Source organism: Amycolatopsis sp. NPDC034160, from assembly GCF_055575355.1.
The window spans coordinates 55966-69054 of record NZ_JBVISU010000004.1 but is presented as its reverse complement, the minus strand read 5'-3'; the positions used below and the strand labels follow the sequence as shown (position 1 = coordinate 69054).

The 13089-nt window shown below is 68.2% G+C and carries 12 protein-coding genes and 1 pseudogene; 9 read left to right on the top strand and 4 right to left on the bottom strand.

Annotated elements, in window-relative coordinates; translation table 11 throughout:
- Nucleotides 1–86 precede the first annotated feature (86 nt).
- Nucleotides 87–833 carry a thioesterase II family protein gene (locus tag ACZ54P_RS11945; RefSeq protein ID WP_465461521.1) on the top strand — a complete coding sequence of 249 codons (747 nt, stop codon included), beginning with the start codon at nucleotides 87–89 and terminating at the stop codon, nucleotides 831–833.
- Between the two features lie 4 nt (nucleotides 834–837).
- On the opposite strand, the gene ACZ54P_RS11940 is transcribed toward ACZ54P_RS11945, so the two are convergent.
- Together ACZ54P_RS11940 and ACZ54P_RS11935 are read right to left on the bottom strand one after the other, a co-directional pair.
- Nucleotides 838–1269, bottom strand: a complete 432-nt coding sequence (locus ACZ54P_RS11940) for a DUF6292 family protein (RefSeq protein WP_465461520.1) — start codon at nucleotides 1267–1269, stop codon at nucleotides 838–840.
- 100 nt (nucleotides 1270–1369) lie between these two features.
- The gene (locus ACZ54P_RS11935; RefSeq protein WP_465461784.1) at nucleotides 1370–1813 is read right to left on the bottom strand and encodes a MarR family winged helix-turn-helix transcriptional regulator; all 444 of its coding nucleotides are present in this window, start codon (nucleotides 1811–1813) and stop codon (nucleotides 1370–1372) included.
- Between the two features lie 114 nt (nucleotides 1814–1927).
- Between ACZ54P_RS11935 and ACZ54P_RS11930 the strand changes: the two genes are divergently transcribed.
- Together ACZ54P_RS11930 and ACZ54P_RS11925 are read left to right on the top strand one after the other, a co-directional pair.
- Nucleotides 1928–2326: a DUF5313 domain-containing protein gene (locus ACZ54P_RS11930; RefSeq protein WP_465461519.1), complete on the top strand. Its 399-nt coding sequence runs from the start codon at nucleotides 1928–1930 to the stop codon at nucleotides 2324–2326.
- 192 nt (nucleotides 2327–2518) lie between these two features.
- A complete protein-coding gene (locus tag ACZ54P_RS11925; RefSeq protein ID WP_465461518.1) occupies nucleotides 2519–3454 on the top strand; it encodes a pseudouridine synthase in 936 nt (311 codons plus the stop codon).
- Nucleotides 3455–3460: 6 nt separating this feature from the next.
- Here the strand turns inward: ACZ54P_RS11925 and ACZ54P_RS11920 are convergent, their stop codons facing one another.
- Nucleotides 3461–4066 (bottom strand): hypothetical protein, encoded by a 606-nt coding sequence (locus tag ACZ54P_RS11920; RefSeq protein ID WP_465461517.1) that lies wholly within the window; start codon nucleotides 4064–4066, stop codon nucleotides 3461–3463.
- A gap of 334 nt (nucleotides 4067–4400) precedes the next feature.
- Here ACZ54P_RS11920 and ACZ54P_RS11915 point away from each other — a divergent pair, with 334 nt between their 5' ends.
- The 5 genes from ACZ54P_RS11915 to ACZ54P_RS11895 all read left to right on the top strand — a co-directional run bounded on the left by ACZ54P_RS11915 (nucleotide 4401) and on the right by ACZ54P_RS11895 (nucleotide 8468).
- Complete coding sequence (locus ACZ54P_RS11915; RefSeq protein ID WP_465461516.1) at nucleotides 4401–4847, top strand: hypothetical protein; 447 nt, start codon at nucleotides 4401–4403, stop codon at nucleotides 4845–4847.
- Nucleotides 4844–5494 carry a DUF3558 domain-containing protein gene (locus ACZ54P_RS11910; protein ID WP_465461515.1) on the top strand — a complete coding sequence of 217 codons (651 nt, stop codon included), beginning with the start codon at nucleotides 4844–4846 and terminating at the stop codon, nucleotides 5492–5494. Before ACZ54P_RS11915 ends, ACZ54P_RS11910 begins: the two co-directional genes overlap by 4 nt.
- Nucleotides 5495–5496: 2 nt before the next feature.
- Nucleotides 5497–6807: a hypothetical protein gene (locus tag ACZ54P_RS11905; RefSeq protein WP_465461514.1), complete on the top strand. Its 1311-nt coding sequence runs from the start codon at nucleotides 5497–5499 to the stop codon at nucleotides 6805–6807.
- Nucleotides 6804–7568 carry an ESX secretion-associated protein EspG gene (locus tag ACZ54P_RS11900; RefSeq protein ID WP_465461513.1) on the top strand — a complete coding sequence of 255 codons (765 nt, stop codon included), beginning with the start codon at nucleotides 6804–6806 and terminating at the stop codon, nucleotides 7566–7568. Before ACZ54P_RS11905 ends, ACZ54P_RS11900 begins: the two co-directional genes overlap by 4 nt.
- A gap of 273 nt (nucleotides 7569–7841) precedes the next feature.
- On the top strand, nucleotides 7842–8468 hold the full coding sequence (locus ACZ54P_RS11895) for an alpha-ketoglutarate-dependent dioxygenase AlkB (protein ID WP_465461512.1): 627 nt from the start codon (nucleotides 7842–7844) through the stop codon (nucleotides 8466–8468).
- 4 nt (nucleotides 8469–8472) lie between these two features.
- Here ACZ54P_RS11895 and ACZ54P_RS11890 read toward each other — a convergent pair.
- A pseudogene (locus tag ACZ54P_RS11890) lies at nucleotides 8473–9737 on the bottom strand (cytochrome P450).
- Between the two features lie 210 nt (nucleotides 9738–9947).
- Here ACZ54P_RS11890 and ACZ54P_RS11885 point away from each other — a divergent pair.
- Nucleotides 9948–13070, top strand: a complete 3123-nt coding sequence (locus ACZ54P_RS11885) for an ATP-binding protein (protein WP_465461511.1) — start codon at nucleotides 9948–9950, stop codon at nucleotides 13068–13070.
- Nucleotides 13071–13089: the final 19 nt, after the last annotated feature.

Sequence of the window (13089 nt, the reverse complement as noted above, 5' to 3'; positions counted from 1 at the left end):
CTCCGCACAACCATGGACTCGGCGCGCGAATTCCCCGTAGATTCCGTTGGTGTGCGGGCCGTTCCCGCGCGGATTGGGGGATTCTCATGGCGGTACCGGCTTTGCGCGCCTGGACACGACGCTTCCACCCGGCACCGGCGGCCGGGACCCGGCTCGTCGTGTTCCCGCACGCGGGCGGGTCGGCGAGCGGGTACCGGGCGCTGTCCGCGGCGCTCTCGCCCACCGTCGAGGTGCACACCGTGCAATACCCGGGCAGGCAGGACCGTCTCGGCGAGCCGGTCATCGACGATCTGCACGTCCTCGCCGAGCGGCTGGTGGACGTCGTTTCGGCGATTCCGCAGCCCTTTGCCCTCTTCGGGCACAGCATGGGCGCCAGCGTCGCCTTCGAGGTCGCCCGGCGGCTCGAAACCCGCGGCGTCGTCCCGGCGGCGCTGTTCGTCTCGGCCCGCCGTGGTCCGGACGTGTACAAGGAGAAAATGCACCACCTCGCCGACGACGCCACGTTCATCGCCGAGGTCAACCTGCTCGGTGGCACGAACGCGATGGTCCTCGCCGACCCGGACCTCCGCGACCTCGTCCTGCCCGCGCTGCGCGGCGACTACAAGGCCATCGAGACTTATCGCTACCGGCCCGGGCCCGACGTGACCTGCCCGATCGTGGCGCTCACCGGGAACGCTGACCCGGTCCTGACCACGCCCGACGTGGAGAACTGGCGGGAGCACACCACCGGTCCGTTCGAGCTGGAGGTCTTCGAGGGCGGTCATTTCTATCTCGACGACCATCTCGACGCTGTCGTCGCCAGGATCCTCAGCACGCTGACCGTCAGTCCCTGACACCTCAGGCCCAAGCGGACAACTCCTTGGCCAGCGCGGTCGGTCCGCCGGCGGTACGCAGCATCGGCGGGCCGGGCCAGCAATCCTGGTGGTCGCCGGTGCGCAGCGTCTCGGCGAAGCGGGCCACCCGCCGCGGCTGCGGCGCCACCGTCCGGCCACCGAGATAGCCGACGACGACGTGGTGATCGTCCCCTGACCGCGTCGCGACCGCCGCCGACCAGCCGTGCTCCTCGTGCCACAGCAGGTCGACGTCACGCTCGGGGAAGCCGGGGAGACGCCAGTTCAGCCGCATGCTGGCGGTGACCGGGCCGGTGAGGTCGGCCATGCACGAATCCATCCGTATCCCCAAGGCTGAAGCCACGTCCTCCAGATACGCGTTCAGCCTGGCCGTCAGATCCAGACCTGCTTCCGTGGGGGCGGGGGTCGAGGTGGTCACGGGCCCTCATCTTCCTGTCATCTCCAGTTGGCGAGACGGGAAATACCCACCCGCACCCGGCTTCACACCCTCATTTCGTCACACCCCGGTTTCGGTTCGCTCAAGCCGTGGCTTCGATGACCCGGGTCAGTGCCTTGTGGAGCGCCTCCAGCTCGGAGACCTCCATTCCGAGTTTCTCCACGACGCGGTACGGGATTTTCTCCGCCTCCGTCCGCAACGCGCGACCCGATTCCGTCAGCTCGACCGTCAGCAGCCGCTCGTCCTCGGCGCTGCGCCTGCGCGTGACGTAACCGATCGACTCCAGCCGCTTGAGCAGGGGCGACAGCGTCGCGGGTTCGGCGCGCAAAGCGAGGCACAGCTCCTTCACCGCCTGCGGTCCCCGCTCCCACAGCGCCAGCATGACCAGATACTGCGGATGGGTGAGCCCGTGCGGCTCCAACAACGGGCGGTAGATGGCGATGACGCTGCGCGAAGCGACCGACAGCGCGAAACACACCTGACGCTCCAGCGCCAGCGGGTCCTCGCCCAGATCGATCGACTTCATCTCCGGCCCTTCCAAACTCATGCCACCGATCCTAGCCGTGACCTCGGCAACGCTAATGATTAGTGTACTAACCATTAGTGTACTGTCTCAGCTGTCGATGGAAGGAGCCACCTGATGCCCCGCAAGCGCCCGGACCCGATCCGCTGGCTGTGGTACTCACTCGGCGGCAAACTGCCCGAGCGCTACCACGACTGGATCCTCCACGACGCGACCACCGGAAGCTGGCGCTGGCGGCACGTGGCCCGCAGCACGGTGATGATCGCGCCGCTGTGCGCGGTGTGGCTGCTCCTGCCGGGACCGCTCGCCCTGAGGCTGGCGATCGTCCTGATGGCCGCGCTGGTGGCGTACTTCTACTCGACGGCCTACATGGAGGAGAGCATCGAACATCGGCTCGCCAAGAACGGCTTCGAGCCGGGCACCGGCCGCCGGACCCGCGCGGAGGCCACCGCGATCGCCGAAGCGGAGATCACCGAGCGCTATCTGGCCCGCTACCGCGACCAGGCCGAATCCTGACGTGGTGAAAGCCGGCGGGAGCGGACTCGCCCACGAGGCCCAGCCACGCTCTGAGCTGGTTGTGGGCCCTGAAGCCGAGCCGGCGCCAGAATCAGGCCTGCCCTACTCGACTTGCTTCGGCTCCGTTCGCAGTCGGCTGTGCCGTGGAGCAACGCGGGATCACGGGCCACTCCACGGCTAGAGTGCGCGGTGATGAGACGCAAGCTCCGCCCGCCGCTCCCGCCCCGCCACGGGCTCGATCCCGCGAGGCTCAAAATGCCGGCCGAGGGGCCGTGGTCGACGTTGCGGGAGCATCTTGTCGAGCGTCTCCCCCGGGTCGCACCCGAGCGGATCGAGGAGATGCTCCGCGAGGAGCGCATCGTCGGGCTCGACGGACCGCTGGGTGTCGACGCGCCGTTCGTGCCGGACTCGTTCATCTGGTTCCACCGCGACCTGCCCGACGAGGTCGAGGTCCCGTTCGAGGTGTCCGTCGTGTATCGCGACGAGCACATCCTGGTCGCCGACAAACCGCATTTCCTCGCGACGATCCCGCGCGGGCAGCACATCCTGCAGACCGCGCTGGTCCGCCTCCGCCGGCGATTCGACCTTCCGATGCTCAGCCCCGCGCATCGGCTCGACCGGGTCACCGCCGGGCTCATCCTGTTCGTGATCACTCCCGAACTCCGCGGCGCGTACCAGACTATGTTCCGGGACCGCTTGGTGCACAAGGAATACGAGGCCATCGCACGCTACGATCCCGCCATCGCGCTGCCGCGTGAGATCAGCAGCCGCATCGTCAAGGAACGCGGGGTCATCGCCGCACAGGAGCTCGACGGGCCGCCCAACGCCGAAACCCGCGTCGAACTGATCGAGCATCGCGACGGCCTCGGCCGTTATCGGCTGCTTCCCGCGACCGGCCGCACACATCAGCTCAGGTTGCACATGAGCGGCCTCGGATTGCCGATTCTCGGCGACGACTTCTACCCCGAGCTGACCGAAACCCCGCTCGACGACTTCACCGAGCCCTTGCAGCTGCTGGCGAAGGTCCTGGAATTCACCGATCCGGTCACCAGGGAACGCCGCCGCTTCGAAAGCGGGCTGACGCTCAAGGCGTGGACGGACCTCGACGCCTGGCGCCGAGGTCCGTGACCCGGCTCACTTCCGCCAGAACTTGATCCCGCTCCAGGTCACCTTGACCGGTCCGGCGCCGCTCGCCGTCCGGTAGGCCCCGAACTTGTCGTAGTAGCTGCCGGCACTGCTGCTCACGGTCTGCTTCAGCGAGCCGTTGATGTACACCTTGTGCGTGCTGCCGACCTGATGCACGGTGTTGACCCGAACCGACGTCCCGACAGTGGCGCCGCTGCCCACGGTCTCCCCGCCGTGGACGGCGTAGAGCCGCCCGCCGCGTTCGACCGCGAGCATGAAGTACGGACCGGCCGTCGGCGCGTCGCGGAAGGTCTGCTTCAGGCTGATCCGGGTGCCCGCCATGCCGGCGATCCGGAACGAGCCCTCGAACTGCCTGGTCCCGCCCGTGTAGGTCACGTAGCGTCGTTCCGCCCGCTGGTCACCGCTCCCGGTGGAGCAGGTCAGTTCGAAGCTGAGCCCGTCGACGGTGCCGCATCCGCGTTCCTGGACGTTGAACGACGGGTTCTCCGCCGTCCACGGCCCGGTTCCGACCTGGGCGCTCGCCGGCATCGCCGACACCACCAGGCCGAGAACGGCCCCTGCCACCACCACGGCGGTCCGAAGTCGTCTCCGCATCCTGCCTCCTGCGTGTTCAGGGCGGCGGTGGTCCAGACCAGGACCCGGGTGCGACTGTACGAGCACGAACCGTCATCGGACAAGAAGCCGGCGCGCCGATGTCCCGCTGATCGGTTCCCGGCCTTGAATATTGACAATTGCTTGAAGGTACATCCAAAAAGGGAAGAATGAATCTCTTTTCTGTTTGTTTTGTTCGGAAGCGGCTTGTTACCCGGCGGTTCAGACGACAATTTCCACTCGTCGTGATCGATCGGCTACCGTTATCGGTGTCGAGGGTAGGCACGAGGGGACACGAGCAGCCGTGACACAACCAGACAGACAACTGAATCCGTGGTTGACAGATGTCGGTTTCACGATCAAAGAGACTGGACGCGGCTACGAAACGACCACCGAATACGAATCGGCGGGCCTCGACGGCGGAGGAGGCTACAGTCTGGCTCCGGCCGCGGCGAACGACATGCTCGGTCAAGCCAGGTCGGCCTTGGAAGACCTGCAGAATCTGCAGCGACGCGCCGAAAATCTCAGAAGGTTGGAGCCGCCCGCGAAGGATCCCGCGAGCGTCGCCTACAACGCCCGGTTGGTGAACGGGTCGGGCGCGTTCGATCAGGGAGTCGACCACATCACCGGGGAAATCGCCTATCTGAACGAACTGATCGGCAAGATCGAAGAAGCGTTCAAGAAGATCACCGGCCAGGACGCGACCGCCGCCACCGACGTGACCGAGGCCGGGAACCCGCCGGGGGAATCGCCCCAGCCGAGCAAGGAAGGGGCAGCCGGATGAGCAGCCGTTCGCTGTCCATGGGCGCGCTCGTCGCGGTGGCGCTCGTCGCGTCCGCGTGCACCGGGAAAACGGCGGGAAACGAGCACCTCCCCGCACCCCGAATTCCTTCCGCGTCCCCTCCGTCTTCCGGCACACTCTCCGGGTTGCCGTATGCGGGAGCACCGAAGGTGGCCAACCCGTTGCCCGCGACCGTTCTGTCCGGCGACCCCTGCTCGGACGCGCTCACCGCTGAACAGATCGACACCCTTCTCGGCGCGCCCGTGCACAGCAAAGGCGGCCAAACGCCCGGTGTCGGACCCGATTGCGGATGGACGAACAGCACGCGGGGCTCACAAATCGGCGTCGGCTACGACATCAGCACCCATTCCGGCCTGAGCGGTGTCTACCGGAACACTAAACCCAACGCCGCTGTCTGGAAACCACTCTCCGGTGTCCAAGGGTTTCCCGCCGTCGGTCATGCCGGTCAAGCCGGCCGCACACCGCCCGCTGACTTTTGCGCTGTCACGGTCGGCATCGCCGACGATCTCGCCGTCGACGTATCCGTTTCGTTGGGACGGGCCAAGATCGGCGACGTCGAGCCATGCGACGTCGCGGCTCAGGCAGCGGACGCGGTCCTGACCACGTTGAAGACCAGGGCGGGGGTGTGACGATGTCGCTGTTCGAGCGATTGGGGAACACCGCCGGGGCTCTGGTGAACGAGGCGGAGAAGATCGGCACCGCGGTGGTGAAGACCGCTCGGGAAGCGATCGGATGGACCGGTAACGTGCTTCAAGGAAACGTCGGAACACAGCCGGTATCGATCCCCGAAGTCGTTTTCGAGATGATGAACGGGAACAGCTCGAGTTGGGCCACGGGCGGCGACACCGCCTATCTCGCGTCGAACGCGCACAGCAATGTCGCCGCGAAGCTGTCGGCGATGCTCAACAATCTGGAACCCGCCTGGACGGGTAAGGCGTCGGAGGGCGCGCGAGAGCGCACCAAGATCTTCACCAAGGCGATCGATTCGGCAGGCGAGTCGTTCAACCACAACGGCAACAACGTTTCCGATGCCGCGAACGGGTTCAATCAGGCCAGAGACGCCATGGAGCCGATGGGTGACCGGCCTGACAAGAGTTTGCTGGACGTGGTCGCTCCGTGGGACACCGACACCGAGCAAGCGATCGAGCGCTACAACAGGAGAGCGGAAGCGAACAAGGACATCTATGACCGGTATGCGGCCCACTTGAATGGTCAAGGCGCGGGCCTGAGAACCGACTACGGGGAGATATCCCCGGGGTTCGGGCAGTCGTCCGCGGTCGCTTCGGGTGCGGCGGGAGGATCCGGGTCGCACGGTGACAGCGGCGAGGTCCACCAGGCGCGCTCGGGCGGTCATCCGGTGACGCCGAGGGTGGACGGCCCACCGGCTCCGGGGCCGGTGGGTGGTCCTGGTGGGCACACCGGCTCCGACCCGGCGAGTGGCCCCGGTCCGGTGCCTGTGCCTGCCGCCACCGGTGGTCACCCCGGCGACGACCGGACTACGGCGGCGGGCTACCACCCGCTCGAGCTGCGTACCGGCCTACCGCTGCCCGGCGCTCCCATCCCTGGTGCCCCCGGGTCGAGCGGCGGCAGTGGCCCGGTCACGGGCGGGGTGAACCCGGTCGGCGGTCCGGGCGGTCCGGGTTCGGTCGGCGGGTTCGGGAACCTTGGCGGGGTGGCGGGTGGCGGTCGCCAAACCGGCGCACACGGCCTTGCGGAGGAACCTGGGCGTGGTGGTGCGGGAGCTGGGCGGGGCACGGGTAGCCGTCCCGCGAGTGGCCTCGCGGGCATGGCCCCGCCCGTCGGGCGTGGAAAACCTGAAGAGGATACCGAGCACAAGCGGAAATACCTTCAGGACGAGAGCGGCTTGTTCAGCGACGAGGACCGGGATCAGGTGGACCCGACGACCGGTTTGCCTCCGGCGCCGCCGACGATCGGCCTGTGAGCACTGTGGCCGTTCTCGATCACCCCGTCGTCCTGCCCAAGATGATGTTCCTGGCCGCGTGGAACATGGTCGACGCGGGCGCGCTGCCTCCCGCCTTCGGCACGAACCTGCACTACTGGACCAGCGACGACGCGAGGCGGATGTTGGAGGAGCGCACGTTGGCGTCTCTGTCGGAGCTGGGGCTGGCTCGTAACGGCAGGCTCAATGTGTTGTGGCGCAACACGTTGACCGTGCTCGCCGGCGCCGACAGCGAATACTACGCGTTCTGCGATTTCGCGGACGGGCACAGCTGTTCGATCTTGATAGCCACGCGAAGCGGGGACGCGCTCCGCACGATCATCGACGACGACGTGGTCGCGCTAGAACCCGTCGACGACAAGTGGCATGCCACCGCGCTGTGGGAGACGTTGCCGGAGGTGCCCGGTGCGGCCTTACGTCCGGTCACGGTGTCGAAAGCGTTCTACGACGATCCAGAACACGACCGCGGCGGTCCACTCGCCGAACCGATCGACACGACCGACCGGGACCACCTGCGCGACGTGATGGCGCGGGAACGAGCGGCGGTCCATCAGATCTACGCCGCCAGACGCGCCGTCGGGCGACGATTCCGCAGCACACCGATCACCGCGATAGACCTCGCCGACGGCCAAGGGCGGGTGCTGACCTACGCCACCGCGGACGAGCACATCGTCATGCTGCCGGCGACCGGCCGGAACTGCGTCATCGCCGTCAACGACACCATGAACAGCCTCGGTGGCTAGGTCGTCCGTGCCTCAGCGAGAATCCCGGGAGAACGCGCCGAGTTCCGGTATCCCTTGAGGACTTCTTCGGCTTCGGCGCGGTACGGCGGTTCGAAGACCGACAGCCGCGCCATCGGCCGTCAGCCCGGCGACCAGCGGTTCGTCACCGTGCCGATCGTTGGCGGCGCCCGCCACGACGACGACCACCGGCGAGCCCCGCCTGGCGGCGCAGGTCTTTCATCCACTCGAACACGCGTTCGACAAACGGCGGCGGCCGGGGTAGGTTCGGTTGCCATGACACCCGCGCTTCAGGCCTCGCTGTTCGACGAGTGCGCCGCCCTCGGGCTCGGCTCGCTCGGCGCGCTCCGGCGCACCGAGCTGACCAGGGGCGCCTGGATCGACGTTCTCCCCGGCTGGCTCACCGGAGCGGACGAGCTGTTCACCCGGCTCGCCGAGGACGTGCCGTGGCACGCCGAACGACGGCAGATGTACGACCGTGTCGTCACCGTGCCCCGGCTGCTCAGCTACTACCGCGAAGGCATGCCGCTTCCCCACCCCATCCTCACCGAGGCGCGGGAAGCACTCTCGGCGCATTACGCGGACGAACTCGGCGAACCGTTCGTCACCTCGGGTCTGTGCTTCTATCGCGACGGACGCGACAGCGTCGCCTGGCACGGCGACGACACCGGCCGCTCCCGCACCGAGGACACCATGGTCGCGATCGTCTCCGTCGGCGCCGCCCGCCAGCTGGCTCTCCGCCCGCGTGGCGGCGGTGAGACGATTCGGCACGCCCTCGGCCACGGCGACCTGATCGTCATGGGCGGAAGCTGTCAGCGAACCTGGGAGCACGCCGTCCCCAAGACCGCCAAACCGGTCGGGCCCAGGATCAGCATCCAGTTCCGCCCGCGCGGTGTCGCCTGAGGTTTCAGTTCAGGAGCACGGGCAGCGCGTCGACGCCGTAGACGATCGAGACCTTCCGGAACTCCAGCGCGTCCGGTTCGATCGCCAGCCGCATCTCCGGGAACCGGCGCACCAGCGCGGGGTAGCGGTGCGCAGCTCCATCCTGGCGAGTTCGGCGCCGATGCAGCGGTGGATACCCCAGCCGAAGGCGAGATGTGACGTCGGCTCGCGGGTCGCGTCGAACCGCTCCATGTCGTCACCGAGGACGCCGTCACGGTTCGCGACGCTGAGCGAAACCAGCACGATGTCGCCCTTCGCGATCCGGACGCCGGCGACCTCCATGTCCTCCTTGGCGAACCGCGGGAAGGCCATCTGCACGACGGTCAGGTACCGCAGCAGTTCCTCGACGAACTTGTGGACGGCCTCGTCGTCACCGCGGACGGTCTCGAACAGCGACCGGTCCTTCAGCAGCACGAGGGCGCCGAGCGCGAGCATGCTCGCCGTCGTCTCCAGCCCACCGGTGAGCACGCCGTCGGCGAGCCCCGCCAGTTCGCGATCGTCGATCTCGTCGCCGTGCTCCTTGATGAGCATGCCGAGCAGACCGTCGCCCGGGTTCTCCCGCTGTTTCTTGACGATTTCGTCCAGATAGGACAATGACTCGCCGATCGCTCCGAGCGAGGCGCCCGCGCCGCCGAACAGGTCGAAGCGCGCGGTGCTCAGCCGCTGGAAGTCGTCGCGATCCTCGTACGGCACACCGAGAAGTTCACAGATCGTCAGCGACGGGATCGGCAGCGCGAAGGCTTCCCACAGGTCGACCGGGCCGTCCGCCTTCTCCATCGCGTCGAGCTGCTCGGCGACGATCTCGTCGATGCGCGGGGTGAGCCGCGACAGCCGCCGCATGGTGAACTCCGGGGTCAGCAGACGCCGCAGCCTGGTGTGCACCGGTGGATCGGCGAACCCGAGCCCACCGGGGTTCTGGTCCTCGGTGACGCCGGCGTTGCCGACCAGGTTCGTGAAGTCGCTGCTGAACTCGGTCACCTTGCCGAGCACGGCCTTGGCTTCGTCGTAGCCGGTGACCAGCCACGCGTTCATGCCGAACGGCAGATCCAGCTTGCTGATCGGCGCTTCGGCGCGGATCCGGCCCAGCTCGGCGACCGGGTCCAGGCCGTCGCGTTTGAGCGGCAGCAGGGCGTCGTCCGGCAGGATCGACAGGTCGAAGCCGTTTTTCTGCTGACGCGCGAGGTAGCGGCGGCCGATCCATGCCAGCACGCGCGAGCGAATGCTCCCCATGTTTCCCACCCTACTCCAGCCGCGTAGCGCCTGACCTGGCACAACAGGCCGTCCCAGTCGATTTGTCACGTCCAGGAGGTCGCGCGCGGGCCGCACGGGGTTCCCAGCGAGTGGGAGACGTCGATCACGCTGGGTCACGGCCGGCCGGGATCGCATCTGACATCCGGGACGCGTCGTGAAACTGTCGGACCTTACTGGGAGGATTCGGACATGTCAGCCGCGCTCATCGGACGAGACCATCCCGCGGGGGTACTCCGCGCGGAGATCTCCCGTGCCGCCGAAAGCCACGGGGGGCTGGTCCTGGTCACCGGCGAGGCCGGGATCGGCAAGACCACACTCGTCACCGGCGCGGCCGAAGAGGCGAAACGGCTCGGCGCGCTGGTCCTCAACGGATCCTGCTGGGACTCCGCCAGCGCACCCGGCTACTGGCCGTGGACGCAGGTGATCCGCGGGCTGCGGCGCGCGGTCGAGCCGGGCCGGTGGGCCGCGATGGCCGACAGCGAACTGGACGTCCTACTCGGCGAAGCCCGCGGCGACGGCGCGACGGACGGATTCCGGCTCTACGACGCGGTGACGAGCGTGCTGGTGACGGCGTCGCAGGAACAGCCGATCGTGGTGGTGCTCGACGATCTGCACTGGGCCGACGCGGCATCGCTGCGCTTGCTCGAGTTCGCCGCCCAGCACACCTGGTTCGAACGGTTGCTGCTGATCGGCACGTACCGGGACGTGGAGGTCGAAGCGACCGATCACCCGCTTCGCTCGCTCATGCTGCCCTTGCTCCCGAAGGCCACTTCGGTCACTCTCACCGGCCTCGAACCCGACGAGGTCGGCGCGCTGATGGCCAGGACGGCGGGCGCGGAACCGGACGACGTGCTGGTCGCCGAGGTCCACCGCCGCACCGGCGGCAACCCGTTCTTCGTCGAGCAGACGGCGCGGCTCTGGCACAGCGGCGGTTCCGCCGAAACCATCGCGCCCGGCGTGGCCGATGCCCTGCAGCGACGGCTTTCCCTGCTCCCCCAAGCGGTTCTCGAGCTGCTGACCACCGCGTCCGTACTCGGCAGGGAATTCCACCGCAGATTGCTCGCGGGGGTGGCGTCGGCACCCGTACCCCAGGTGGACCGGCTGCTCGACCAGGCCGTCGCGGCACGACTGGTCGTGGTGCACGGGCAGGGCCGGTTCGCCTTCGCCCACGACCTCGTCCGCGAGACGCTGTACGCGGCCTTGTCCGAACAGGACCGCCGGAAACAGCACGCCGCGGTCGTCGCGGCGGCCCGCGAGACGCCGTCACGGGACAGGCTTTTCGCCGCGGACATGGCCCGCCACGCGTTGCTCGCCGGACACGAACTCGATCCGGGCGAGGCCATCGACCTGTTGCTGGCCGCCGCGATCGACGCCACCGGCCGGATGGCGGTCGAGGAGACCACGACGCACTACCGGCGGGCGATGGAGATCGCCGAGGACTCGCGACGGCGGGCGGTCATCGCCCTCGAACTGGGCGCGCATCTGACCCGCCATCACGAGACGGACGAAGGCAGACAGGTCCTGGACGAGGTCTCCGCGCTCGTCCACGAACTCGACGACGACGATCTCCTCGCCCGGCTGGCGCTGACCTTGGTCCGCGCCGATCACAAAAGCCTCCGGATCGACGAGACGGTCAAGGTGCTCACCGAAGCGCACGCGCGACTTTGTGGCCGCGAGCCCGGACAGGAACTCACTGTTCAGGAGATGACGCAGGAACTCTCCGCGCGCGTCATGATGACCGCCCGCGACCACCAGGACGATTCCGCTCTGCTCTTCGGGCTGTGGGCCCGGCACGACGCGATCTGGGGTCCGGGCAGCGCCGCGGAACGGGAACGGCTCACCGACGAACTGGTCGTGGTCGGCCGCCGTACGGCGAACCCGGAATTGGAGCACTACGCGGCGTCGTTCAAGTGGGTGGCCCTGCTCGAACAGGGTGATCCCCGGTATTTCGAGCAATATCAGGAATTCCTCGCACTGGCGAGCACCGGCCGCGCCCCGAGTTCGCAGCTGGCCTCCCGGATCGACCAGAGCATCATCGCCACGCTTCAGGGCCGGTTCACCGAAGCCGAGGCGTACATCCAGCAGGTGATCTCGGAGCACGAGGGGCCCGAGTATGCCCATTTCGGTGACCTGAATCAGCTGCAGCGGTGGGTCCGGTGGTGCCTCGAGGGGCGGTTCGACGAGCTCGCCCAGCTGCACCGCGAGATCTCCCGCGGCGGGTACTCCTTCAGCCGGCTGATGGAGGCGATCACCGCGGCGCAGCGTGAGGACGTCGGAGAAGCCGTGCGGCTCACCGATCTCGCGGCAGAGGCGAGACCGTACCCTCGCGATCTGGAAGCGATGTGGCTGCGCTGCCAGGCCCAGACGGCCGCGGTCTCGCGGGATCCCGAACGGTGCGAAGCCGCACGCGCGCTCCTCGCGCCCTACAGCGGGGAATGGCTGGTTTCGCTGTACGGGTGCGAGATCTCCGGCCCGGTCGACCTCTGGCTCGGCAGACTCGATCTGGCCCAGGAACGGTGGAACGACGCGGTGGACCGGCTGCGCGGCGCCGTGCTCTCCGCGGACCGGCTGCGGGCCACGGTCTGGGCCACCGAGGCCAAGTCCTGGCTGACGGCGGCTTTGCTCGGCCGAAACCTCGAAGGCGACGTAGCCGCCGCGGCGACACTGCTGTCCGAAGTGGACGAAGAAGCCAAGGCGTTCGGCATGCGGCAGGTCAGGAGCAGGGTAGCGGAAACGCGGAAGGGCCTGCGGGCTCCGGCGGCACGGTCGGCCGAGTTCCGCCGCGACGACGCCGTGTGGACCCTGTGCTTCGACGGCGTCACCACCCGTCTTCCGGACTCGAAAGGCTTGCGGGATCTGCATTTCCTGCTCGGCCGACCGGGTTCGGACGTGCCGTCCGTGCGGTTGCTCGATCCCGAGGGCGGCGAGGTCGTGGTCGCCGCCAAAAGCCTCGGCGGCGACGCCGTCCTCGACGACGAGGCGAAGGGCCGCTACCGCGCGCGGCTGGCCGAACTCGACGACCTGATCGACACCGCGACCGAGCTGGGCCAGGACGCGCGCGCCGCGGCGCTGGACCGTGAGCGCGACGCGCTACTGGCGGAACTGCGGTCCGCCGCCGGACTGGGTGGCCGCACCCGGCGGCTCGGTGACGAGGCCGAACGCGCCCGCAAGACGGTCACCGCCCGGATCCGGGACACCCTGCGCAAACTCGACGAGCAGCATCCGGCGCTGGGCGCGCACCTGCGCGCTTCGGTCACCACCGGGTCTTCGTGCCGTTACGCGCCGGACGACAAGGTCCCCTGGCGGCTGTGAGCCACCAGGGGACCTTGTC